At 58.6% G+C, this 23,636-nt stretch carries 16 protein-coding genes; 5 read left to right on the top strand and 11 right to left on the bottom strand.

All coding sequences use genetic code 11. The annotated features are described in order from the left end of the window. Nucleotides 1–89: 89 nt before the first annotated feature. Both BUB29_RS01530 and BUB29_RS01525 read right to left on the bottom strand, forming a co-directional pair. A complete protein-coding gene (locus BUB29_RS01530; protein WP_033522962.1) occupies nucleotides 90–1,298 on the bottom strand; it encodes an MFS transporter in 1,209 nt (402 codons plus the stop codon). A 371-nt stretch (nucleotides 1,299–1,669) separates the two neighbouring features. Beyond that, a complete protein-coding gene (locus BUB29_RS01525; protein WP_033522963.1) occupies nucleotides 1,670–3,130 on the bottom strand; it encodes a Sau3AI family type II restriction endonuclease in 1,461 nt (486 codons plus the stop codon). A 182-nt stretch (nucleotides 3,131–3,312) separates the two neighbouring features. On the opposite strand from BUB29_RS01525, the gene dcm reads away from it, so the two are divergent. Further along, nucleotides 3,313–4,578 (top strand): DNA (cytosine-5-)-methyltransferase, encoded by a 1,266-nt coding sequence (gene dcm, locus BUB29_RS01520; protein ID WP_033523024.1) that lies wholly within the window; start codon nucleotides 3,313–3,315, stop codon nucleotides 4,576–4,578. A 48-nt stretch (nucleotides 4,579–4,626) separates the two neighbouring features. Here the strand turns inward: dcm and BUB29_RS09490 are convergent, their stop codons facing one another. The 3 genes from BUB29_RS09490 to BUB29_RS01510 form a co-directional block, all read right to left on the bottom strand. Beyond that, entirely contained in the window at nucleotides 4,627–5,346 is a 720-nt protein-coding gene (locus BUB29_RS09490) for a PDDEXK family nuclease (RefSeq protein ID WP_143155116.1), read from the bottom strand. Between the two features lie 194 nt (nucleotides 5,347–5,540). Further along, nucleotides 5,541–6,128, bottom strand: a complete 588-nt coding sequence (locus BUB29_RS09485; protein ID WP_052109184.1) for a MutH/Sau3AI family endonuclease — start codon at nucleotides 6,126–6,128, stop codon at nucleotides 5,541–5,543. Nucleotides 6,129–6,211: 83 nt separating this feature from the next. Next, on the bottom strand, nucleotides 6,212–7,381 hold the full coding sequence (locus BUB29_RS01510) for a DUF3152 domain-containing protein (RefSeq protein WP_081888407.1): 1,170 nt from the start codon (nucleotides 7,379–7,381) through the stop codon (nucleotides 6,212–6,214). Nucleotides 7,382–7,923: 542 nt separating this feature from the next. Between BUB29_RS01510 and BUB29_RS01505 the strand changes: the two genes are divergently transcribed. Next, a complete protein-coding gene (locus BUB29_RS01505) occupies nucleotides 7,924–9,198 on the top strand; it encodes a hypothetical protein (RefSeq protein WP_033523026.1) in 1,275 nt (424 codons plus the stop codon). Between the two features lie 165 nt (nucleotides 9,199–9,363). On the opposite strand, the gene BUB29_RS01500 is transcribed toward BUB29_RS01505, so the two are convergent. From BUB29_RS01500 to BUB29_RS09480, 3 genes are all read right to left on the bottom strand, one after another. Further along, nucleotides 9,364–11,712 (bottom strand): DNA gyrase/topoisomerase IV subunit B, encoded by a 2,349-nt coding sequence (locus tag BUB29_RS01500; RefSeq protein WP_033522964.1) that lies wholly within the window; start codon nucleotides 11,710–11,712, stop codon nucleotides 9,364–9,366. Between the two features lie 76 nt (nucleotides 11,713–11,788). Then, the gene (locus BUB29_RS01495) at nucleotides 11,789–13,279 is read right to left on the bottom strand and encodes an RNA polymerase sigma factor (protein WP_073117547.1); all 1,491 of its coding nucleotides are present in this window, start codon (nucleotides 13,277–13,279) and stop codon (nucleotides 11,789–11,791) included. Nucleotides 13,280–13,451: 172 nt separating this feature from the next. Next, nucleotides 13,452–14,309 carry a DUF4192 family protein gene (locus BUB29_RS09480; protein ID WP_159046713.1) on the bottom strand — a complete coding sequence of 286 codons (858 nt, stop codon included), beginning with the start codon at nucleotides 14,307–14,309 and terminating at the stop codon, nucleotides 13,452–13,454. Between the two features lie 178 nt (nucleotides 14,310–14,487). Between BUB29_RS09480 and BUB29_RS01485 the strand changes: the two genes are divergently transcribed. Both BUB29_RS01485 and BUB29_RS01480 read left to right on the top strand, forming a co-directional pair. Next, nucleotides 14,488–15,567, top strand: a complete 1,080-nt coding sequence (locus BUB29_RS01485; RefSeq protein ID WP_033522966.1) for a polyprenyl synthetase family protein — start codon at nucleotides 14,488–14,490, stop codon at nucleotides 15,565–15,567. A gap of 59 nt (nucleotides 15,568–15,626) precedes the next feature. Beyond that, the gene (locus BUB29_RS01480; protein WP_033523028.1) at nucleotides 15,627–17,771 is read left to right on the top strand and encodes a protein kinase domain-containing protein; all 2,145 of its coding nucleotides are present in this window, start codon (nucleotides 15,627–15,629) and stop codon (nucleotides 17,769–17,771) included. A gap of 119 nt (nucleotides 17,772–17,890) precedes the next feature. Here the strand turns inward: BUB29_RS01480 and BUB29_RS01475 are convergent, their stop codons facing one another. Then, entirely contained in the window at nucleotides 17,891–18,634 is a 744-nt protein-coding gene (locus BUB29_RS01475; RefSeq protein WP_033522967.1) for a lysophospholipid acyltransferase family protein, read from the bottom strand. Between the two features lie 48 nt (nucleotides 18,635–18,682). Between BUB29_RS01475 and BUB29_RS01470 the strand changes: the two genes are divergently transcribed. Next, nucleotides 18,683–19,240 carry a hypothetical protein gene (locus tag BUB29_RS01470; protein WP_033522968.1) on the top strand — a complete coding sequence of 186 codons (558 nt, stop codon included), beginning with the start codon at nucleotides 18,683–18,685 and terminating at the stop codon, nucleotides 19,238–19,240. A gap of 142 nt (nucleotides 19,241–19,382) precedes the next feature. On the opposite strand, the gene trpD is transcribed toward BUB29_RS01470, so the two are convergent. Both trpD and secA read right to left on the bottom strand, forming a co-directional pair. After that, nucleotides 19,383–20,435, bottom strand: a complete 1,053-nt coding sequence (gene trpD, locus BUB29_RS01465) for an anthranilate phosphoribosyltransferase (RefSeq protein ID WP_033522969.1) — start codon at nucleotides 20,433–20,435, stop codon at nucleotides 19,383–19,385. A gap of 220 nt (nucleotides 20,436–20,655) precedes the next feature. Next, nucleotides 20,656–23,505, bottom strand: coding sequence for a preprotein translocase subunit SecA (gene secA / locus BUB29_RS01460; RefSeq protein ID WP_033522970.1), 2,850 nt, complete (start codon nucleotides 23,503–23,505; stop codon nucleotides 20,656–20,658). Nucleotides 23,506–23,636: the final 131 nt, after the last annotated feature.

Below are 23,636 nucleotides of genomic sequence, written 5' to 3'. Positions count from 1 at the left end.
TATCGCCGGAACCGTTACGCATACAACGATGCCCACGGTTTCACCGTGGGCATGTCATACAGTACAACGCCGCTAAACGACGGGAATCGTCAGGCGCTTAACGCGCTGCCGCACTTGCGACGCAACGACTCATGCATGATCACCATGACCGCCAGGCAGGCCAGCAGGAACCACGGGAACAATGCGACGCTGATGTTCTGCGCCAGCAGGCCGAACAGCGGCGGCATCAGCATGGAACCAGTGTAGGCGAACGCCATCTGCATGCCGACGATGGCCTGCGACTTGTCCTCGCCGAAATAGTCCGGCGTGGAGTGGATGACGCACGGGTAGATGGGCGCGCAGCCGAGCCCTACCAGCATAAGCCCGGCGATGGTGCCGGCATGTGCGGGAAGCGGGACGAACAGTACGATCAGACCGAGGAACATGACGCTCTGGCCGATACGAATCATGATCGGATCACCGAAGCGCATGGTCAAAAAGCCGCTGAGCACACGCCCTGCGGTAATGCCGATGCCGAAGAAACTGGCCCACATGGCCGCCGTGGTCTTGTCAATGCCGTTACCGAGCACCATGTAGCTGCTGGCCCAGAGCATGGCGGTCTGTTCGGCGGCGCAATAGCAGAAGAACATCATCAGGATCTCCTTGGCGCCGCGAATGCGCAGAACCCCACGGATGCCCAGTGGCTTTCGTGTAGCGGGAACGGATTCGGCGGATTCGCCGGATTGTCCGCTATGCACGGCAACAGTGGCTTTGCGCTGCTTCCATAACGGCAAGCTGGCGATAAGCAGTGCGGTGAGCACAATCTGAATGATGGAGATGTATCGGTATCCCCAACCCCAGCCTTGACCATGACCGAGCGCATACCCCATAACATACGGGCCGGTGAGCATACCCAGGCCCCACATGGCGTGCAGCCAGCTCATATGCTTGCTCTCATAGTGGATGGCGACATAGTTGTTCAGGGCCGCGTCCACACCGCCCGCACCCAGACCATAGGGAATGGCGAAAGCCATGAGCACCCAGTAGTTCGGCGCGATGGAGAAGCCTGCGAGCGCGGCGGCGGTAAGACCCACGGAGACTGCAGTGACCTTGCCCGCACCGAAACGGAGGGTCATGCGGTCGGAAAGCAACGCGGAGACGATGGTGCCCGCGGAGATGACCATAGAGATGCCGCCCGCCCACGACAGCGGCGCGCCGAGGTCCTGGCTCATGGATGGCCATGCGGCCCCCAGCATCGCGTCAGGTAATCCCAAGCTGATGAATGCGACATAGATGACCGCAAGCAGCAGACTTGCCATGCGTTCTCCCATCCTTTCCCAAGCAAATCAAACCGACTTATTATATCGGTGCGTCTGCCCTGGGGTCGGCCTGCTTTGACACGTATTCACGTAACGCGTGACAAATTGATCATATCGGCAAGGCATATCTCTGTTACGTGTGGCATGATAAGCCGAACCCCTGTCTCCTGATTGGCGGAAGTTCAATGCCTGGTATCGATCTTCTCAACCCTGCATGCCACACATAAGCAAAAACTCGCCAGTCCCCTCAGCTGTCCTCGCAACGGGAATGCGTCACAAACTGGAAGAAGACGACAGAATCGAAGTTACTTGCGAACCGGATAAACGCTCAATGATGTTTCACATCCAGAGAAAGGCAACCGAGCTTTCAATCACTTTTGGCATCCAGCATTATTCACTACTGCCGCAATATAGCTTCTATCAAGCCAAAACGTCTGTTTTGGTATTGTTTCTCCATTTGGCAGAGTAATACGATCACTGCTGTTCCGGCCTTTTGGACGTATATGACAAACATTGTTGAACGAAGCACCCGGCAACAAATTGGTGCCACGACCATAGTGAACCGATTGCCCACTCATCATAAGCTCATGCAATTTTTCCCATACCGGTTTCACATATTGTTGAATATCCGACTCAGGCATGTTCCAGAGGAAGCTGTGCCGCAAAATATCGTTATTAGGCCTGTGGCTCTTATACGGCACAGGAGAATCAAACGGGACAAACAAGAATTTATTCTCTTCAAAAAATTCGTATAGGAACGAATTCTCCCACGATGACCGAGGATTAGATAAATCAGACCATTCATCCTCTGTTATTTGGCGGAAGGACATATGTTCTTTGGGCAGTCCGTCTGGATAAAAGACGATGGTCTTGAGTTTAGTCACATTCGCCTTTTGGAATTGCTCAATTTGATTGACCTTACTGCTTTTTGTTCCCAACATCCTTAATGCAAGCTGAGCTTTGGACTGCTTCGCCCGCCCAACATCAAGTCCAAGTTCATGGGCAATTTCAGCAACGGAACGCCCTTCAAAACGCCCCATCATGGACGCAACAAATTGCGCAAGCGTCTGTCCCTCCTCCATGGGCAACCTGTATTGTGGCAGCTTTTCCACCAAAGCTCTTTCAATGATGGAATTCATGTACGAGGCTTTATAGCTAAACGCACGCTGCTTAGCCAAGATATATTCTTCTGCACAATCATCCAGAGCGGGAGCCTTACGCATACTTTTCTTTGCAGTCGCCCCCTTAGTGCACGCCGCAAGGTAGTCGGTATCCGATTCAGAAAGCTGGTCGGCATGCCCTTCCGCAACTTTGTCATGAATCAGTTGCCAGTCTTTTCTAATCGTTGCCAAATCATCAGCATCATAGTGAAGAACTATCGATTTGAAAATCTTGCAGTCCAATCGAGACTGCCTTTTCTTGTCCTCCCTATCATCGTAGTAATACACAACAATGATATTCTTGGATTTCTCCCAAAATTGCGACGTCTCGAACTCCTCATCAGGAAGATTGAGATAGTTGATGATGTCGAGGACGAGTCGCTCTTTGGCCGTTGTCTTTTTCTTTGCTCCTTTACCCACATGATGCAACGGGGTGACTTTCAATTCGTAGCGGGTATCACCTACCAGAATATCCGCTTCCTTATCGGAATTAACCGGATAATGCAACACCGATTCTTCGATAATATTACCCAGTGACCCTTTATTACCTGAAGACAAGCCTCTGCCGGTCTCATCGATTTCCCTAAAACTTTTGCCTTCAGCGCCAGTAAGCAGACGCGTTACTTCTTCCAACGAAGAAAAACTACGCTCCTCGTTAAGTTCAGTAGCCATAGTACCCCCTATCAACTTGTCTTTAATCTACTACTCTCTTGTCACACCGGCCAATCTAAACAGCAACACTATTTGAGACAAAAATCTCACAATCCCCTCCCCAGGTTGATCTTTGGGAAGTGATTCAATATAATCGACACATGTTCTTAGAACATATGTTCGGATCGAAACTGGAGGAAAACATGCCCAAAGAGATTAGGATTGCGGAATTGTTCGCCGGTGTGGGCGGTTTCCGTCTGGGGCTTGATGGATACGATAATCCTGATTACCCGACTTTTCATATGGATCCAGCAGGGAACTTCCGCACCGTTTGGGCAAATCAGTGGGAACCCGATGGCCGCGACAGCAAGCAATTTGCTTGGCGCTGCTATGAGCAGCGCTTTGGCAAAGGAAGCTGTGTAAATGAGGATATCGCCGTCGCGCTAGAAGAAGTCAGACAGGGGAAACGTGAAATCCCGGAATTCGACATGCTCGTTGGAGGCTTCCCTTGTCAAGATTATTCCGTTGCAAAACCTCTCGTCCTCGCATCCGGCATTGAAGGCAAGAAAGGCGTGCTGTGGTGGAGCATCAATACACTTCTCGAGATGCGCCATCCAAAATATGTGCTGCTTGAGAATGTCGATCGTTTGCTCAAATCGCCGAGTTCCCAACGTGGACGCGATTTCGCAATCATTCTCTCCTGCCTGTACCGACTTGGATATTCCGTCGAATGGCATGTAATCAATGCGGCTGACTACGGTATGGCGCAGCGACGTCGTCGTGTTTATATCTATGCGGAATATGATGCTCCAAAATGGGATTTGAAAGATCGACTGTTCAGCAGTGGCGTTGAAGCTCGAGCATTCCCCATCGAGGCAGACGAGCGATTCGCTCCTGAGACCTTTAGTATCAGTAACGACCCCTATGAATCAACTAATGCTTTCGGGATAGGGATGAAAGTATCGCAATTCAAAGATGCAGGCGTTATGCAGTCGGGAAAAGTCCTTACATACCGAGTAAAGCCCGTATACAACGGCTCTCGAAAGACCCTTGGAGACATTCTTATCCCCATCGAGGAAGTTCCCGAGGAATTCTTCATCAGCGGGAAGAACCTCAAGGCATGGGAATATCTTAAGGGCGGCAAGAAGGAAGAACGTACTACGTCGGCGGGATTTACCTATACCTATTCCGAAGGACCGGTCGCATTCCCTGATCCTCTCGATAAGCCAAGTCGAACAATTCTTACCGGCGAAGGCGGACGTGGCGCAAGCCGAACCAAGCATGTAGTCAAGCAAGATGGCAGATTACGCCGGCTCGTACCTGATGAATTGGATCAGCTACAGCATTTTCCAAGAGGATGGACGAATGATGGCATGACAGATGGGCATCGTGCGTTTTGCATGGGTAATGCCCTAGTAACGGAAATACCTCATCGCATCGGCGCAATCATTGCTGAAGACAATGATTGAATTCCCGAGAAGGTGGTATCTCTTTAGAAGAGATACCACCTTCTGTCTTTATAGATATTCTTCTTTCTTAAGCTCACCAGCAATAAATGCCCCTTTAATCCAAATATTCTGATGATACATTTGAACGCCATTGATTACGAGGGGCTTATTTTTTGAATCTGAATTTTCGCCTGCCCCTCTGAGAAATACAATCCCGTCTTTTGCTTTTGGCAGATTTGGTGCACCACGAGTAAACCCGTTGCGATTGTATCTGACAGTTCCATCTTTTTTAAGTTGGGGAACAAATGCCAACTTATCATCTGCAATTAGCGAATTCATCCGCTTCCATACATGCCTTACTTCACTGTCGATAAAATCATCAGAAAAGGAATACCATTTAAATCCAAGAAAAACATTATCATCGAACGGCGCATCATGACTTGGCTCTTCAAAAACCATGCATAAAAATTGCGTGTCCTTAAAACAATCATAAAATGCAGAATCCTCGAAATCGGCACAACTTACCTTGAGGGCGCTCCAGTCGCTGTCGGTAACTGAATCAAGCTTCATGTCTTCTGTGTGTTTGCCGCTCTTCGTAAGCACAATGGTTTTAGCCTTAATTCCGAACCTGCTAAAAACATCAACCTGACTTACATGAATACTTCTACCGTCAAACATTCGCACCATTATGCGTTCTGCATCACTTTTGGAGAATTGTTTGTTTCTCTTTATATTCAGCAATGAGCATAATTCACCTACAGTTTTGCCGCGATATTGATTGGTCAGCACGTGACATTTTTCCTCGATTTCCTCATAAGTTGAATAGTCGTGTGGAAGCTCTTCAAAACTGTCACCGTAAAGCTTCTTAACGAAATGCGTAACAAAAGACCTCTTAAAACGGAAGCGAGGGCTATTAGGCCATTTAGGAGAGGTATCCAGAACAGTGAGTTTTCCCTTTCTGCCATTCTTGCCTCTCGTTCCATTCAGCTCAGATGAAATTCTGAGATATTGGGATTGCGGATTTTCTGGATATTCTTCCTGGATTTTTTAATAAAATCACGGACAATCGTCCAATCTCTACAAACCGCCTCTTTGTCTTTTCCCTCCAAATCAACAAATTGATGGTTCATAATTGGAAAATCCGCATACGTAGAAGGATCCTTTGGCGTTGCATAATGCGCATACCAATAATAGACAAATAAAAGATGGGCACATTTATGCCAGAAGACAGAAGATTCAAAATCTTCATTAACAATTTGAGACGGCTTAACTCCTGTAATCGACACAGGCTGCTTTGCCTCAATCGATGTGTCTTTCCCTTTTCCTCTTTCATATATGCCTGTTGTTTTAAGCTCAACCTCCACCCCATCAATCAAAAGATCAGGACGAGCCTTATTATCAGCTGGATACCCAAAAACAGACTGTTCGATGATAGCTCCCGGATATCCTTTGTTCCCTTTCTTCGATACCTGCAGAACATGGGCTGAATCAATTTCCTCCAACGTTTTCCCATGGCATTCGTTAAGAATGCTCTCGACCTCTGCCTTAGTGAAAATATGCCTATCATCCATATCCGTATTGTACCTTGCACATATATAAGCCGAAAGAGCCCAGACCTTTCACAAGGACTCAAGTATGGAACAGTCCCTCGCTTTCAGCTTCTCCACAGCTCCACGTCGAGAGGCCACTCGTTCACCGTGCAACCGTCGAGATGCATGGACTGTTCCTGCATGAGCGGCGCGGGCTTGCCGGCGCCCGCGCAAGTGGTTTCGTTATCGACATGCCCCAAGGCATGACCGACCTCATGGTTGATCACCATGGTGCGATAGCGTGCGAGATCACCGCCCGCCTTCTTCCAATCCTCGATTCCATCATTCCAACGATCGAGGTTGATGATGACGTGGTTTCCCACGCGGCAGCTGTACTTCGTGCTGCATCCCGCGTCGAACGATGGCAGATACTTCGCCTCGGACAGCACTATGGTGAAGTCGCAACCCTCGTCGGCCTTGGTGAAGGTCGCACCGGCTCGCGGCCAACCGCGCGAATCGTTGAGCACGCGGTACACGGTGTTGGCGAATCCGTCCAGTTTGCCCACGTTCCCCTTGCCCGCGATGCAGTACTTGTATTGTGCAACGCCCTTGCCGCTCTTGTTCGCGGTCTCATTCGCCTTCGCCGCGATCTTCGCGGATTCCTCATCGCTGATCGTGGCCGCGAGCGCATCGAGTTTCGCCTGTTCACCGTTCTTCGCCGTAGCGGAATCGGATGAGGAACCGGATGAGGAGTTCTTCTCCTGTTCGCTCTTCGTGGATGTGGTTTGTTTGGTCATTTGCTTTGTGGACGTCTTCGCGGACGACTTCGTGGATGTGGATGCCGCCGCCTCGCCGTCGGATGTCTTCTTCGTCGTTGACGCTTCGCCCGACTGCCCGTCCGTCTGCGAGGTCGTTGTCGTGGAACCGTCGGCGGCGGCTCCGCTATGCGTATGCACGACCACAGTCACGACGAGCGCCACCACCAGGATGATGACCGCCAATCCGGAGAATACGACCGTTCTACGGATGCGGAACACCTTCTTCGCATCCAATCCCGAAGCGGTCTTAGGGTTCAGCGCATCGGCGACGGTTCTGCAGCGTTTCGCGATCGCGCCGTTCACACCGGAGCACCATTTGCGGAGGGTTCCGCCCATGCCGCGCGATACGCGCATCACCGCTCCCCCGATTCCGCGCATCATATCCGCTGGGGATAGCCTGCCACTCTTGCGTCTATTGTCATCGCCGTCGCCGCCGTTTCCGCGGTTTTCGGCGTTGCCCTTATCCTGCAGCACCATGTTCCCATCCATCTCTCGTAACCAACATCCCAGTATATGCGAGGCCGACCATATCATCGGCATGATGGCAGCCGAGTCATCATGAAGGCATGAAGCGGAAACCGACGGGTTGCAAGGTACAACGGGTACGAACGGCGCATCAACAGTCAGCAGACAACGGAGAGCGACCCGCGCGCCGACGCATAACCGTCCGGAAATGCAAATTTCCCCGGGATCGTGGGGATCCCGGGGAATTGAGGGAAAAAGAAGCGGAAAGAGACCGGCTACGGTAGGGCATTCAGCCAAAGGAGATGAGAGAACTTTGAATTTTCCCTGCCTCGCCGGCCTCTTTCCTGTCTTGCGATCACTGCGAACCACATGACTACGTAAACTATGATATTCGACATTTCGAACCTTTTTGTCGTTTTTAAGGATGATTTGCCGAAAGCGAATCTCATCCTTGCGGAGGATAGGAAAACCACGCGAATACACTCATCCGCATCCATCGCGCAGGTCGGACCAACGCAGGTTGTAGCCTTACCTGTGCGAGAGGAAGGATGATCATGGTCGACGCACCACATGAACGGATCGATACGCGACGCGAGGTCGAGGAGCTCACCGACTACGTCAACAACGGCTGGCTGCGATCAGGCGAGTTCGATGGGCCGACGATCCTGTGGAACCATCTGATCCGCGAAGCCTCGCAGCAGGACGAGCAGAACCGCAACGATGCACCCGTCGCCCCACTCACCGACGCGGACACCGTCATCGGCATGCCCATGCAGTGGTATTTCGATTCCATCGCCGCCATCGTGCCCACGGCCGAACGCACCGAGAACGGCGTGGAAATGCCACGCAGCGACATGCCCACCTTCCACCTCGATTCGCAGGCGTTGTCCGGAGTGGACGCGGTGGTCGGCAACGCCTTGGCCAGCACGCGCTGGGCGGATGCCGTGGCCAATCTCGCCAAGGCGTTGGAAATGACCGCGAGATTCGTCGGCAACGTGGCCGATCGCGACAATGAGGGCTTCGACTATCTCAAGGATCTGGTCCAAAGCGTGCGCGTCTACATGGATGCCGTGGCTTGCAATGCCGACCCGATGACCGGCGAGCAGGCGTTGCGCACGATCACGAGGGTCGCCTGCAACGATGAATTCCGCCTGAATGCCATGCAAATGGTGGAGCTGCTGTCCTGCGGTCTGTCGTTCGCGCAATGGGACGACACCCGTATGTTCGCCTATGACGCGCTGACCGCGGCGACGGCGGCGATGGATGAGCTCATCAAGCACGCGTCCGGGAACGAAGCGAACGAAGCGAATAAGGCGAACGAAATGGGCAAAGGGGTCGACGAGCCTCATAAGAACCTGAGCGCCGACGACCTCGCCAACCTCGCCTCGCTCGACCCAACGCTGCTGACGGAACGCGAGCTCGCCGAAAGCGCACGGCACCAGTTCGATCACGCCATCCAGTTCCTGCGCCACGATCTCATGCGCATCAGCGGCGATGCGACGGCAGCGGACAGGTTCCTCTGCGAGCATCACACGGTCGAACCGCTCGCCGACACCTATGCGGCCCGTCTCGTCGACGCCGAACGGTGGACCGATCTCATCGATTTCGTCGATCTGGTGGAACGCGACAATCCGAACCAGTGCACCGTGATGTTCCCGGAAGATATCGTCCCCTACGAGTGGGAAACGATGCGCGAGGCCGCGTTGGAAGCGTTAGGAAGACGCGACGAGCTTATCGCAATGTACCGCGAACGGCTGGACGACGAGTTCGATCCGAACACCGACATCACCCGGTACAAACTCAACCTGTGGAGGGAACGCCGGGATTGACCCGCGCGGATGGGCCAGCCGCAAGACAACCGCAAAACAGCTGTAGACCGACTGTAGATTAGCCACGGATCAACCGCTTATAACCGTGCGGGGCCGTGCACGCGCGGCCCAAACGAACGGACCACATGCGCACGACCCCGCACGGTTGAATCGGCAAAACGCCGATCAGGTGTCGATCTTGGAACGGTCGAAATCATCCGCGTTCTCGACGATGAACGCCTTGCGCGGCGGCACGTCGTCGCCCATCAGCAGGCTGAAGATTTGACTGGCCTGCTCGGCGTCCTCCATGCGGATACGACGCAGCATGCGTGTACGCGGGTCCATGGTGGTGTCCGCCAGCTGATCGGCATCCATCTCGCCCAAACCCTTGTAACGCTGGATGTCGTCGTTGTACCCGATGTGCTTGCGATCAAGCTCGGCCAGCTTGCCGGCAAGCTCATCATCGGAATACGTGTAGATGAACTCGCCCTTATGCGAACCGGTCAACGCGATGCGATGCAGCGGCGGCACAGCCGCATACACGTAGCCATGCTCGATGAGCGGGCGCATATACCGGTAGAACAGGGTGAGCAGCAGAATACGGATATGGGCGCCATCCACATCGGCATCGGTCATCATGATGACCTTGTGGTAGCGCGACTGCTCGATGTCGAAGCTTTGGCCGGAACCGGCGCCCACCACCTGGATGATGGCCGCGCATTCCTTGTTCGACAGCATCTGCGTGATCGACGCCTTCTGCACGTTGAGGATCTTGCCTCGGATCGGCAGCAGCGCCTGGAATCCGGCGTTTCGTGCGGCTTTGGCGGTGCCGAGTGCGGAATCGCCCTCCACGATGAACAGTTCGGCCACATCATCATTGCCTGGCTGGCAGTCGGACAGTTTGGCCGGCATGGATGCGGATTCCAGCGCGTTCTTGCGGCGCGTGACCTCCTTCGCCTTGCGGGATTGCACGCGGGCGTGCATTTCGCCGACGATCTTCTCCAGCACGCGCCCGGACTGTTCCTTGTAGCCGCGCTTGGAACCGGTGATCATCTCGCCGAACTGTTTGTCGGACATGCGCGTGACGATCGGCTTGACCTGCGCGGTGCCGAGCACGTCCTTCGTCTGCCCCTGGAACTGCGGTTCGGCGATACGCACGGTGACCACAGCGACCAAACCGGCCATGATGTCGTCGCGCTCGACCTTCATGTTGGAGTCCTTGAGATTCACCTTGAGTTTGCGCGCGTTCGCCTCGACGGCCTTGCGTACCTGCCTGGTGACGGAGTTCATCAGGCCGTCGACGTGCATGCCGCCGCCCGGCGTCTCGATGATGTTGACGAAGCTGCGCATCACCGTGTCGTAGCCGTTCACCCAGCGCAGCGCGATGTCGACACCGCAGGTGCGCGTGATCTTCTCCGCATGCAGTTCGCCGTTCGCGCCGACCGCCTGCGTCTCCTCCTCGTACGTGCCTTCGCCCTGGATACGCCAGATGTCGCTGACCGGCTCGCCCTTGGACAGGTAGTCCACGAAGTCCTTGACGCCGCCGGCGTGAAGGAATTCGGCCACGCGCGGGTGGTCGGGCTGGGCGCCGAACGCGCCGTCCTCGATGACATCCGATCCGGTGAGGGTGAGGTCCTCGTCCGACTGTTCGCCGTCCGCCTTCTCCCCCGTGGTGGGCTGCGACTGCGCATCGGCGGTATCCGACGCCGCCGCGGTTCCGGCCACAGCAGCCTCGTCGGCTGAGCCCAAAACCGGCTGCGCGACCGTATCGTTCGCGCCGTTCGTTTCCGATTCGGAAGCCGCGTCGCCCGATTCCCGCGTTTCGGGAATGTTCTCGTCAATCACGGTGATTTTCAGTCCGGGAACCAGGAAGCTGGTCTGGCGTACACGGTCGACGAGCTGCTCGTATGAGAATTCCGCGGTCTTGTTGAAGATCTCCGGATCGGCCCAGTAGCGGATGCGCGTACCGGTACGCTTCGCCGGCACCTTGCCGATGATGTCGAGTTCGGTGGGTCTGTTCTTGCGGGTGCGTTTGAACGGGGAATCAGGAGAGGGATGCTCGGGATCGGCATCGGTATAGACGCCGGGATGACCCTGATGGAACGCCATATGATAGGTTTTGCCGTCACGGTCGACCTCCACGTCGAGACGGGAGCTCAACGCGTTGACGACGGACGAGCCGACGCCATGCAGGCCGCCCACCGCGTTGTACGAGGAGTTGCCGAACTTCGCGCCGGCATGCAGTTTGGTCAGTACGACCTCCACGCCGGACAGCTTGGTTTTGGGTTCCTTGTCGACGGGGATGCCTCGGCCGTTGTCGTCCACGGAGATCGAACCGTCCGCATGCAGGGTGACGATGATCCTGTTGCAAAATCCCGCCAGAGCCTCATCCACGGAGTTGTCGATAATCTCCCACAGACAGTGCATCAGGCCCTGCGAATCCGTGGTGCCGATATACATGCCCGGACGCTTGCGCACCGCGTCGAGCCCTTCAAGAACGGCGAGATCCTTCGCGCCGTATTCCTCTTTAGCCATGTGCCTCTTCCACTAATTACCTACCTTGACGTGACAAAAAGCTTCCCCAAGGCTTGGCCTCGGGGAAGCAACGTCATCACTGATCGAGGAAGTCGCGCAGCGTCTGCGAACGGGACGGGTGGCGCAGCTTCGACATGGTCTTCGACTCGATCTGGCGGATACGCTCGCGGGTCACGCCGTACACGCGGCCGATATCGTCCAGCGTCTTCGGCTGGCCGTCCTCCAGGCCGTAACGCATCTTGATCACACCGGATTCGCGCGGCGACAGCGTCTCAAGCACCTGCTTGAACTGGTCCTGCAGCAGCGAGAAAGCCACGGCGTCGGACGGGGCGATGGCGTCGGTATCCTCAATCAGATCGCCGAACTCGGAATCGCCGTCCTCGCCGAGCGGGGTGTGCAGCGAAATCGGCTCACGACCGTACTTCTGCACCTCCTGCACCTTCTCGACCGGCATATCCAGCTCACGCGCCAGCTCATCAGGCGTGGGTTCGCGGCCAAGATCCTGCAGCATCTGACGCTGCACACGCGACAGCTTGTTGATGACCTCGACCATGTGCACAGGCACACGAATGGTGCGAGCCTGATCGGCCATGGCTCGGGTGATGGCCTGACGGATCCACCATGTGGCATAGGTGGAGAACTTGAAGCCCTTCTTCCAGTCGAACTTCTCGACGGCGCGAATCAGGCCCAGGTTGCCTTCCTGGATCAGATCGAGGAACAGCATGCCACGGCCGGTGTAGCGCTTGGCCAGCGACACCACCAGTCGAAGATTGGCCTCCAGCAGGTGGTCCTTGGCCTTCTTGCCATCGTTGGCCGCCCACTTGAGCTCGCGCTTACGCTTGAAGTCCATCGTGTCGCCTTCGGTATCCAGCAGATGCTGGGCGTACAGGCCGGCCTCGATGCGCTCGGATAGGTCGACTTCCTGTTCGGCGTTCAGCAGGCTGACACGGCCGATCTGCTTGAGATAATCTTTCACCGGGTCGGCGGTGGCACCGGCGGTGACGACGCGGCGCTTCGGGTTGCCGATCTTGCCGCGGCGACGGCGAGGCTTCACGTCCTCGTCGTCGTCATCGTCATCGCTGACGACGAACGCGCCCTTCTGCTTGCTGATGTCCGGGGCATCGGACTTATCGTCCTCCTCATCGTCGTCGTCATCATCGTCGTCGTAGTCGTCATCGTCATCGTCCGACTCGCCGTTGATGCCGTCGAGATCGTCCACATCATCAACGTCAAGGTCCTCGTCCTTGGCATTGTCCAGATCGGCGTCCTCATCGAACTCGTCGACTTCGTCAAGATCCTCCTCGGACCTCTTCTTGGTCTTGGAGTTCTTCGTGCTCTTGGTGGCAGCGGACTTCTTCCTGACACTGCCCGTTCCTTCGCCAGACTTGGCGGTCTTCTTAGCCGCGGTCTTCTTAGCCGCGGCAGTCTTGCGCGTGGCACTGGCTTTTTTGGCGGAAACGGCCTGAGCCTCGTCCTGTACCTGTTCGGTGTTCTCAGCGGCCGCTGTGCTCTTGGTAGCCAAACTATCCCTCCTCGCGGAATGCTCACCCCGCCGCGTATACCATATAGGCGCACTTCTGGCAAGGGCAAATCGTCAACTATGTGAGTTAACCACCTGATAGGGACGATTATTCCCGAAGACATGGGAAAGTCCATATCCGCGACCGTAATACGGGCCGTGAAACCACACCACGCAAACCGGGCCGGCCAAGTCGCAAGACGTGACGCGGCAAAAGCCATCAGCCTCCGCAGCAGGCGGGATGCATACCGTTGCGCACCGATTTCAGCACGATCGCGGCGAGTGAGCAATCCCCGTCGATGGACAGGCTGCTCAACGCGTAATCCTCGGCCCTGCAATCACCCGTCCACCACATTACATAGGAGATGACCGCCAGCGGCTGCACCCTCATACGTTCGGGCATCACCCGGGCCATGGAGGCGAGCATGCGCAACGCGGTCCGGCAACGGTCACGATCCGGACCGTCACGGTCATCGAACGCCTCGGACAGCACCTTGTGCACGACGGTCACCACCTGCTTGGCATGCGGGGTTCTCACAATATCCATCAGCATGTCCCGGTCGCACGTCCCCTGTTCGGCGATGACCGAGATGATCAGCGCATCCCTCATCGACAGCACCTCGTTGATGCCGACCGCCAGCGGAAGCATCGCCTTCATGCCGAGTTCCGAGTTTCCCTTGTCAAGGCAATCCAGCCATACGCGCATCGGCTCCTCCATCCACTCGCCGTCAGCGCGGCGCGGACCGTACCTGCGCCTGTCCTCGCGCAGCCGATTAAGCAGATCGTCGGCCACGCTTTCGCCCACCGGTTCCAACGTATCGAGGAACTCCGCGAATGCGACCGGATCGTCATCATGGGCGCAACCATGGGTTTCGCCGGCATGGCCACCCCCACAGGCGCCGTACCCGCACGCGAAATCGTCACGTAGGTCGTGCGCGCCGCGCGCATCGTGCGCACCGCATGCGTCACGCGCCCCCGCTCCGCCGAGTCCGTTCGCCCCGCCAAGCCCGTTCGCCCCGCCAAGCCCGTCATCGCAACCGCAGACCATGCATCTGGCCGTTTCCATTCGTTCCTTCATGGGATCATCCTCCTTGATGTCATCCGTCACGCCACCGCCCCGTGCGATGGCATCCATACAGTATGGCCGTTCGCCAAGCCGTGCGCACGCCGGATGAGGGGTTGTGGTCGACACGCGGCGAGGCCTTGGAAACATTGGATTCCGTGATTCGTAGTGCGATGAGGATACCTTAGAAGCTATGTGCATAACCGACGTCGACCGTTCGAAAATCGAGCCACGCATCGTCTCCTTGGTGAGGTCTTGGTCCGCCATGCCCAAGGATGCCGCGATGCCCGAAGCATGCCGCAATGTCATGGACGCGGTGACCCATCAGGCGGTGTCCAGCAGCGAAGGCGGCAAACGCCTGCGAGCGCTGCTGATGCTTGCGGCCTACGCTGCGTTCGGCGGTGAAACCGCCGCCCGCAGCGCCATGCTCGATGTCGCCTGCGCCCTTGAAGTCTTCCAGACGGCGGCGCTGGTGCATGATGACATCATCGACGATTCCGATCTGCGCCGCGGCAAGCCGAGCGCCCATCGCGCATTGGAGCAGGATACTGGCAGCGCCGCCATCGGCAGGGGCTTGGGCCTTATGCTGGGCGATCTGCTGGCCACGGTGTGTATCGATATCGCCAATGGTGCCGCCGACCATATGCCGAACGGCACCGCGATGACCTCCGCGTTCCTGAACATGCAGCGCGAGGTGGAAATCGGGCAGATCCTCGATCTCGCCGTCGAACAGGCGCCGTTGCGGGATGCCGAGGCGTTGGCCACCGCCTCGTTGAACGTGTTCCGTTGGAAAACCGCCAGTTACACCACCATCGCCCCCATCGAACTGGCACTGTTGGGCTGCGGCCTGGATCCGGGGAACGCCCGCGCCCGCGCATTGTCCATCGGCGAACCGCTTGGCCTCGCCTTCCAGTTGGAGGATGATCTCATCGACGTGATCGGTTCGAGCCGAGCCACCGGCAAACCCGTCGGCGGCGATATCCGCGAAGGCAAGCGCACCGTGCTGCTGGCCGATGCCATCGCCGCCGCCTCCCCGTCCGAGCAAGGCGAGCTCATCGCCATGTTCGAGGCGCCGTCACGCGACGAATCCGACGTGCGCAGAGCCATCGACCTGTTCTCCTCCACCGGCGCGGTCGACCGGTCGCATCGTCGCATCGAGGATCTGTGGGATCGCGCCCTGCAGGCGATACGCGACTGCAGGTTGCCCGAACAGGGCGAAAACAGGCTCACCGAGGCGTGTGCGCGTTTCGTTCCCGACATCACCAGCCACTAAACTGATTGCCAGAACAACGCCGTATGGATTCCCATTTCACCAAGGATTTGACGATAAGCATGAGCGAAGACGCATCCTCCCAGAACCAGCTGATCGACGACCGGTACCGTGTCGTACGCGAAATCGCGCAAGGCGGCATGGCGACGGTGTACGAGGCGGTCGATGAGCGTCTGAATCGCACCGTCGCATTGAAGGTGATGCATACGCAGCTTGCCCAGGGCGCGCATCGCGAGCAGTTCATCGAACGGTTCCGCCGCGAGGCGCAGTCGGCGGCGAGGATCGCCAACCCGCATATCGTCCAGGTGTACGATACCGGCGAATTCAATGGGTTGGCATATCTGGTGATGGAATACGTGCACGGCGTGAATCTTCGGTATGAGATGAACCAGCAGGGCACGTTCACCGTGCGCGAGACGCTGCGTGTGATCGGCGAGACGCTTGACGGACTCGCGTCGGCGCATCAGGCGAATGTGGTGCATCGCGACATCAAGCCCGAGAACATCATGCTCAACGACCGCGGCCGCGTGCAGATCACCGATTTCGGTCTCGCAAAGGTCGCTTCCGCGGCCACATTGTCGTCCACCGGCATGCTGCTGGGCACGGCGGCGTATCTGCCGCCCGAAACCATCGAGCGTAATGAGGCGACGCCCCAGGGCGACCTGTACGCGGTGGGCATCATGGCTTGGGAGATGCTGAGCGGATCGGTGCCGTTCATCTCCGAGAACCCGGTGACGTTGGTGTTCAAGCACGTGCATGAGGATGTACCGCCGGTATCGAGGCAATGCCCCGGCATCGATGCGGGCGTATCGCGTTTCATCGAACACCTCACGCAGCGTTCCGTGGATGCGAGGCCTGCCGATGCGGGAGCCGCGCTGGCGGAACTGCAGGAACTATGCGGCACGCTTTCCACGGATGCGTGGATGTACCGCAAGCCCGCCGCGGACGGCAACAACCTAGGTGCCGCGGACGTTCCCCTTCCTCCCGCTCCCCCGGCGCCTCCTGCCGCAGGCCGCGCTTCCGACGCCGGTACCGCGCAATTCCCGAACGCACGCACGAGCGCAGGCACGCAGCCGAACGCCACCACGCCCATCAATGCCGATTCCACCCAGGTGTTCGACACTCCGAATCAGGGGGCGGCAGGCGATCATGAGACGGTGGCCCTGCCCGACGGCGCGGCCACGACGAACGGTACGCCGAAGGCCGCGGCCGCATCGAAACGTGGCAGGAAGGCATTGCTTATCGCGATCATCGCCCTTGTGGCCGCGTTGGCGTGCGCCGGCGGCGCCTGGTGGTATTTCATGGGTCCGGGCAGCTACTGGACCATGCCCAAGCCCGCGGACGTCACCTGCACATCCGACTCCTCCTGCTCGCTGCAGGGCGCTTCATGGAAGCGCTACGAGACGATGCTCAAGGATGCCGGCATCCCATACGAGGTCACCAAGGAGTACAGCGACACCGTCGAGGAAGACCACGTGGTTTCGGCTTCCGTGAACGGCAGCCCCGTCGCGGTCGACAGCCATGTCAGCATGCGTCAGAACCAGAAGGTGAGCGTCGTCGTCTCCAAGGGCGTGCGCATGGTCACGATCCCGTCGGATATCCTCGACCCGACCAGCGCCAACGGCAAGAATCCGCTGACGGCGTTGAAGAACGCCGGGTTCACGAACGTCAAACATGATACGGCCAAGGACGAGTATTCGATGGATGTGCCGGAAGGCGCGGCGTTGAGCATCACGCCGAAGCCCGGCGCCACGATCAAGCACGGGACGACGGTGAAGGTCGCGCTGAGCAAGGGCCCGATGCCGGTGACCATGCCCAACATCACGGGCCGGGCGAAGGATGAGGCGGAACGTACGCTCGATGATCTGAAGCTCAAGGCCAACTTCACCGAGGAGTACAGCGACACCGTCGCCTCCGGTGAGGTGATTTCGACCTCCGTGCCCAAGGATACGCAGCTGCATTGGGGCGATTCCGTGGACGTGGTGGTATCCAAGGGCCCGGAGACCGTGACCATGCCGAACGTGGTGGGCAAGACCTACGAGGAGGCGAGCAATATTCTGCAGGCGCTCGGCCTTGAAGTGAAGAAGTCCGCACCGTTGGGCGATCTGACGCACGTGGTGCGCCTGCAAAGCCCCAGCGCCGGCGATCAGGTGCGGGTGCACGATGATGCCGGCAATAAGACCGTGGTGACGCTCACCGTCGTCTGACGCACGATGCCGGGCATGTTCCCACGTCAAAAACGCAAGTCGCCCGCCGCCGGTACTGTTCCGGCGGCGGGCGACTTGCGTTTATCGGATTCGGATCATCAGATCATCGGATCATCGAATCATTCGGCGGATTCTTCGGACCCGTGAGCGGCGGCTTCGGCTTCGGCAGCAGCCTTGGCCTCGGCTTCCTCCTTCAGGCGGGCCTTGACCTTCTGCGCGTATTCGGGCACGTATTCCTGACCGCTCATCTTCTGGATCGCGGCGCTGACCTTATCGGTCAACGTGCGCAGATCGTCGTGCGTGATCTCATCCGCGGCCTTCTTCTCCACCGCGATCGGCTTGCCGTACAGCACCTGGGTCTTGCCCTTCTTCGGGATGACCGTGCCGACGGGCTGCAGCTTGTCGGAGCCGATGATCGCCACGGGGACGATCGGGCATCCGGTTTCCAACGCCAGACGGGCGGCACCGGTATGCCCCTTGTACAGGCGTCCGTCCGGGCTGCGGGTGCCTTCGATGTGGATGCCGAACAGATGACCGTCCTCGATGATCTCACGCGCATGCTCCAACGCGCCGAGCGACTTGTTGCCGCCGGAACGGTCCACGGGGAACACGCCGACGGAGGTGAACCACCACTTCTTGAAGCGTCCCTTGATGCCCTTGCCTTCGAAGTATTCGGCCTTGCCCATGAAGTGCACCATACGCGGGCAGGTGATCGGAATCAGCGCGTCGTCGATGACGGCCAGATGGTTCGCCGCGATGATCGCGCCGCCCTCGCGGGGAATGTTCTCCAGGCCGGTGACAGTCGGTCCGAGACGATGACGTGCGATGGAACCGAATCCGTTCACGAAAAACCAATACAGCACCTGGCGTTCCTTTCCACTCGATGCCCACCGTGGTTTACAGTGGTACATATGACTGACCCTAACAATACCAATGCAGGTGACGAGCGGCCAAAGCACATGCCGGATGACGAAAACAAACCGGCCGATCTGGATGCCGCATGGGCGGCGTTCGAGACCGAACATCAGGATGATCTGAGCGACGTCGCCGCATCGCGTAACGCGAAACGCTTCGAGAAGCATGCGCAGCGCAAGGAGAAGGAGGCGCTGCTCAGCGTCGACGACCTGACCGCGGATTCGTTCGCGAAAAGCGGTCCCGCGCGTGGGCCGCGCGATTTCACGGGTTCCAGCTGGCTGGATACCGATGATGTGATGGACCGTTACGGCGATGATTTCGTACCGCCGAATCCTAAGATCGGCCATGTGGGCGGCGCGAAGCTGCTGTTCTGGATTCTGCTGGTCGCCGGCATCCTCGGCGTCATCGTCTCCGTGTTCCTCCCCGCGTATACGGGTGTGCTCGGCGTCATCGCCGGCATCTGCATCATCATCGGCGGCGCCGGCCTGCTCGCGCGGCACAGGGGTTTCAACGAGACGCGCACCGACTATTTCGACGACGGCGCACGCGTGTGACGCGGTGATGCTCCATCATGTCGAATCCGTGTGATTTCGACTTATGAACCGTTGAGGGTTCCCGCCTTCCGCTGGGAAGGTGGGAACCCTCAACGCTGTAATCGGATGCGTTACGGAGCCAAGACTCCGTCTCCCGCCAGGCTCAGGCCTTCTTGGCCTTCGCCGTCTCGATCCACGTGTTCAGCAGGGCTTCGGCCTTGCCGGAATCCACGGCCTCCTCGGCGATGGCGTATGCGGTCTTGAAGCGCTCGGCCAGTGTGCCGTCTTCGGGCACCTGATGGCCGTCCGCGACGATGGCGGAGGCGGCGTTCAACAGCGCCGTCGAGCGGAACGGCACGTCCTTGCCGGCGAGGAAGTCGCGCGCGGCCTGCGCATTGTAGGCGGGCTTGCCGCCCTTGAAATCCTCGATGGTGACCTTGGCGAGGCCAAGCTCGACGGTCGGATCGAATTCGGTTTCCGTGACCTTGCCGTCCTTGAACTCCCACACGGAGATCGGACCGGTCGGAGCCATCTCGTCCAATCCCTCGTTGGAGGTGTACACCATGCCGGTCTGCCCGTTGGCGGCGTAGACGGCGGCCATGATGGGGCTCATCGCGCGGTTGGCGCAGCCGATGGCCATATGCTTCGGGGTGGCGGGGTTGGTCAGGGGGCCGAGCACGTTGAACACGCACGGCACGCCCAGCGCGGCACGGATCGGACCGACGAAACGCATTGCCGGGTGGAAGGTCTTGGCGAATGCGAAGGTGATGCCGACCTCCTGGGCGACTTCGGCCACGGCGGCGGGATCGAGGTCGAGCGGCAGGCCAAGGGCCTCAAGGCAGTCGGCCGCACCGCATTCGGAGGATGCCGCACGATTGCCGTGCTTGACGATCTTCACGCCAGCGGCGGCCGCCACGATCGCGCCCATGGACGACAGGTTCACGGTCGCCGCGCCGTCACCGCCGGTGCCGACGATATCGGTGACCTCGCCGTCGACTTCCAGCGGCACCGCGTGCGCCACCATGGCCTTGGCCGCGCCGCGTACCTCTTCGGCGGTCAGACCGAGCTGCTGCTGGGTGGCGAGCACCGCGCCCACGGCGGCGGGGTTCGCGTTGCCGTTCATGAGGTCATCGACGAACCACTCGGATTCCTCGGCGCTCAGATGGTCCCCTCCGACCAGCTTGGTGAGGATCGACTTCCATGTGATTTCGGCCATGATGCCCTCCTTGGCGCTCCAGCACGCCTGTTTGTTGTTACATTGCCGCCTCATTGTAATGGCTTCCTGTTTCCGTGCCAATGAACGTCCGTATCACGGAAATGCGACGCCTCTCCTCTCCCCGCCTCTTCGGGAAACGAGTGAGCCGCCGCACCCGTTGCCTGGGTGCGGCGGCTCACTCGGTAAGGCGTTACGCCGTAACGTTCAGCCGTTCAGCCGTTCACTTCTCGTTCTGGCCGTGGCACATCTTGTACTTGCGACCGGAACCGCAGGGGCACGGGGCGTTCTTGCCGGTGCCGGGGAACGTGCGGCCGTCGGCCCACGGGGTCTTCAGCTCCTCGCTCTTCGGCTGCTTGCTGGCCGGGACCTTGCCTTCGGCGTGGCTGACCGGTGCCGGGCCGACAATGACAGGGTTGCCGTCCTCATCGCGCACGACCTCATCGCCGTCCTCGCTGGGACCTTCGGCCTCGGTGTTCGCGGACGCGGAGGATGCGATGCCGAGTTCGGCCTGGGTGGCGCTCACCGCGGCGTCCTCATCGGCTTCGGATTCGAGATCCTCGGTTTCGGCGACCTGCTGGATGTCCACGTGGAAGAGCAGCTGCACGGTTTCCTCCTTGATCGCCTCGATCATGGAGTTGTACATCTGGTAGCCTTCGCGCTGGTATTCGACCAGCGGATCACGCTGGCCCATGCCACGCAGGCCGATGCCGTCCTTCAGGTAGTCCATCTCGTACAGGTGCTCACGCCACTTGCGATCGAGCACGGCGAGCACCACACGGCGTTCGAGCTGACGCAGGCCCTCGCCGCCGAGCTTGTCCTCGAAGCCCTCGTAGGCGGCCTTGGCGTCGGCCACGATCACATCGCGAACGGCTTCGGCGGCCTTCTCTCCCTTCTTGCCTTCGGCGGCCTTCTTGGCTTCGTCGATGGTCACATCGGTCGGGATCACGCTGTTCAACGCCTTGAACAGGCCGTCCCAATCCCAGTCGCCCGGCTTGTCGGAGCTGTTGTTGGCGCCCTTGACGTAGCTCAGCACGGTGTCGGAGATGAAGCGCAGGATGTCCTCGTGGATGTCCTCGCCCTTCAGCACGGCCTGGCGCTCGGCGTAGATGACGGTACGCTGCTTGTTCATCACGTCGTCGTACTTCAGCACGTTCTTACGGATTTCGAAGTTCTGCGATTCGCGTGCCTTCTGTGCGGTGCGCACACCCTTGGAGACGCTCTTGGCGGCGATCGGCTCGCCCTCCGGCAGGCCCTTGGCCATGATGCGGGCGACGAGCTGCGTGTTGAACAGGCGCATCAGATCGTCTTCGAGGGACAGGTAGAAGCGGGATTCGCCCGGATCGCCCTGACGGCCGGAACGACCGCGCAGCTGGTTGTCGATACGACGGGACTCGTGGCGTTCGGTGCCGAGCACGTACAGACCGCCCAGATCGACGACCTCCTGATGCTCGTCCTTGACCTGTTCCTTGATCTCCGCCAGCACGCCCGGCCAACGCTTCTCGTACTCGTCCGGGGTGTCCTCCGGGGAGTAGCCGTCGGCCTTGAGCTTGGCGTCGGCGAGGAATTCGACGTTGCCGCCGAGCATGATATCGGTACCACGGCCGGCCATGTTGGTGGCCACGGTGACGGCGCCCTTACGACCGGCGACGGCCACGACGGCCGCTTCCTTGTCGTGCTGCTTCGCGTTCAGCACCTGATGCGGGACCTTGGCCACGCCGAGCAGGGTGGACACGACCTCGGAGCTTTCGACGCTCGCGGTACCGAGCAGCACCGGCTGGCCGGCGGCATGACGCTTGGCGACATCCTTGACGATGGCGGCGAGCTTCTCCTTCTTGGTACGGAAGATGAGATCCTCCTGGTCGATGCGCTGCATCGGCTTGTTGGTCGGGATCGGCAGCACGCCCAGCTTGTAGGTGCTCATGAACTCGGCGGCCTCGGTTTCGGCGGTACCGGTCATGCCCGCGAGCTTGTCGTACATACGGAAGTAGTTCTGCAGGGTGATGGTGGCGAAGGTCTGGTTCTCGGCCTTGACCTCCACGCCTTCCTTGGCTTCGATGGCCTGATGCAGGCCTTCGTTGTAACGGCGGCCCGGCAGCACACGGCCGGTGTGCTCGTCGACGATGAGGACCTCGCCGTGGGTGACAACGTAGTCACGGTCACGCAGGAAGAGTTCCTTGGCCTTGATGGCGTTGTTCAGGTAACCGATCAGCGCGGTGTTGTTCGGCTCGTACAGGTTGTCGATGCCGAGGAAGTCCTCGACCTTGGTGATGCCCGGATCGAGGATGCCGATGGTCTTCTTCTTCTCGTCGACCTCGTAATCCTCGTCACGGGTCAGCTTGACGACCAGCTTGGCGAACTCGCGGTACCAGCGGGTGACGTCACCTTCGGCCGGGCCGGAGATGATCAACGGGGTACGGGCCTCATCGATAAGAATGGAATCGACCTCATCGACGATGGCGTAGTGGTGGCCGCGCTGCACCAGATCGGACTTCTCCCACGCCATGTTGTCACGCAGGTAATCGAAGCCGAACTCGTTGTTGGTGCCGTAGGTGATGTCGGCGTTGTACTGCTTGCGACGCTCCGGCGGCTTCTGATCGGTGATGATGCAGCCGACGCTCATGCCGAGGAAGCGGTAGATACGACCCATGATCTCGCTCTGGTAGCTGGCGAGGTAGTCGTTCACAGTGACCACGTGCACGCCCTTGCCTTCCAGCGCATTCAGGTAGCTCGGCAGGGTGGCGACCAAGGTCTTGCCTTCACCTGTCTTCATTTCCGCGATGTTTCCCCAATGCAGGGCCGCACCGCCCATAAGCTGCACATCGAAGTGCCGCTGCCCGAGAACACGCTTGGAGGCTTCACGCACGGTTGCGAACGCCTCCGGCATCATCTCGTCGAGACTCTTGCCGTTCTCCAGCTGCTGCTTGAATTTCGCAGTCTGGCCCTTGAGTTCCTCATCCGAAAGCGCCGAAATCTCATCTTCGAGAGCGTTCACGGCCTTTGCGACACCCTCAAGCTTCTTGATCTGACGGCCTTCGCCCATGCGCAGTGCCTTGTCGACAATATCTACCACGTTCTGCTCCTGTGTCGGTCGCGATATTAAGTACCCGTGAGGCATTCTATGCCATTATGGCCGGGCACACTGCCAACCATCTTACGCGACATTGCCGATAACGCTGTCATTGCCGTGCTGGATGGTGAAAG

Source organism: Bifidobacterium merycicum DSM 6492 (genome assembly GCF_900129045.1).
Classification (GTDB): domain Bacteria; phylum Actinomycetota; class Actinomycetes; order Actinomycetales; family Bifidobacteriaceae; genus Bifidobacterium; species Bifidobacterium merycicum.
This window is presented reverse-complemented; position numbering and strand designations above follow the sequence as displayed.

Bases quoted from the DNA above. Each gene is read 5' to 3' on its own strand.
- BUB29_RS01530 (WP_033522962.1), bottom strand. From the start codon at position 1,298: ATGGCAAGTCTGCTGCTTGCGGTCATCTATGTCGCATTCATCAGCTTG.
- BUB29_RS01525 (WP_033522963.1), bottom strand. From the start codon at position 3,130: ATGGCTACTGAACTTAACGAGGAGCGTAGTTTTTCTTCGTTGGAAGAA.
- dcm (WP_033523024.1), top strand. From the start codon at position 3,313: ATGCCCAAAGAGATTAGGATTGCGGAATTGTTCGCCGGTGTGGGCGGT.
- BUB29_RS09485 (WP_052109184.1), bottom strand. From the start codon at position 6,128: ATGGATGATAGGCATATTTTCACTAAGGCAGAGGTCGAGAGCATTCTT.
- BUB29_RS01510 (WP_081888407.1), bottom strand. From the start codon at position 7,381: ATGGTGCTGCAGGATAAGGGCAACGCCGAAAACCGCGGAAACGGCGGC.
- BUB29_RS01505 (WP_033523026.1), top strand. From the start codon at position 7,924: ATGGTCGACGCACCACATGAACGGATCGATACGCGACGCGAGGTCGAG.
- BUB29_RS01500 (WP_033522964.1), bottom strand. From the start codon at position 11,712: ATGGCTAAAGAGGAATACGGCGCGAAGGATCTCGCCGTTCTTGAAGGG.
- BUB29_RS09480 (WP_159046713.1), bottom strand. From the start codon at position 14,309: ATGAAGGAACGAATGGAAACGGCCAGATGCATGGTCTGCGGTTGCGAT.
- BUB29_RS01485 (WP_033522966.1), top strand. From the start codon at position 14,488: ATGTGCATAACCGACGTCGACCGTTCGAAAATCGAGCCACGCATCGTC.
- BUB29_RS01480 (WP_033523028.1), top strand. From the start codon at position 15,627: ATGAGCGAAGACGCATCCTCCCAGAACCAGCTGATCGACGACCGGTAC.
- BUB29_RS01470 (WP_033522968.1), top strand. From the start codon at position 18,683: ATGACTGACCCTAACAATACCAATGCAGGTGACGAGCGGCCAAAGCAC.
- trpD (WP_033522969.1), bottom strand. From the start codon at position 20,435: ATGGCCGAAATCACATGGAAGTCGATCCTCACCAAGCTGGTCGGAGGG.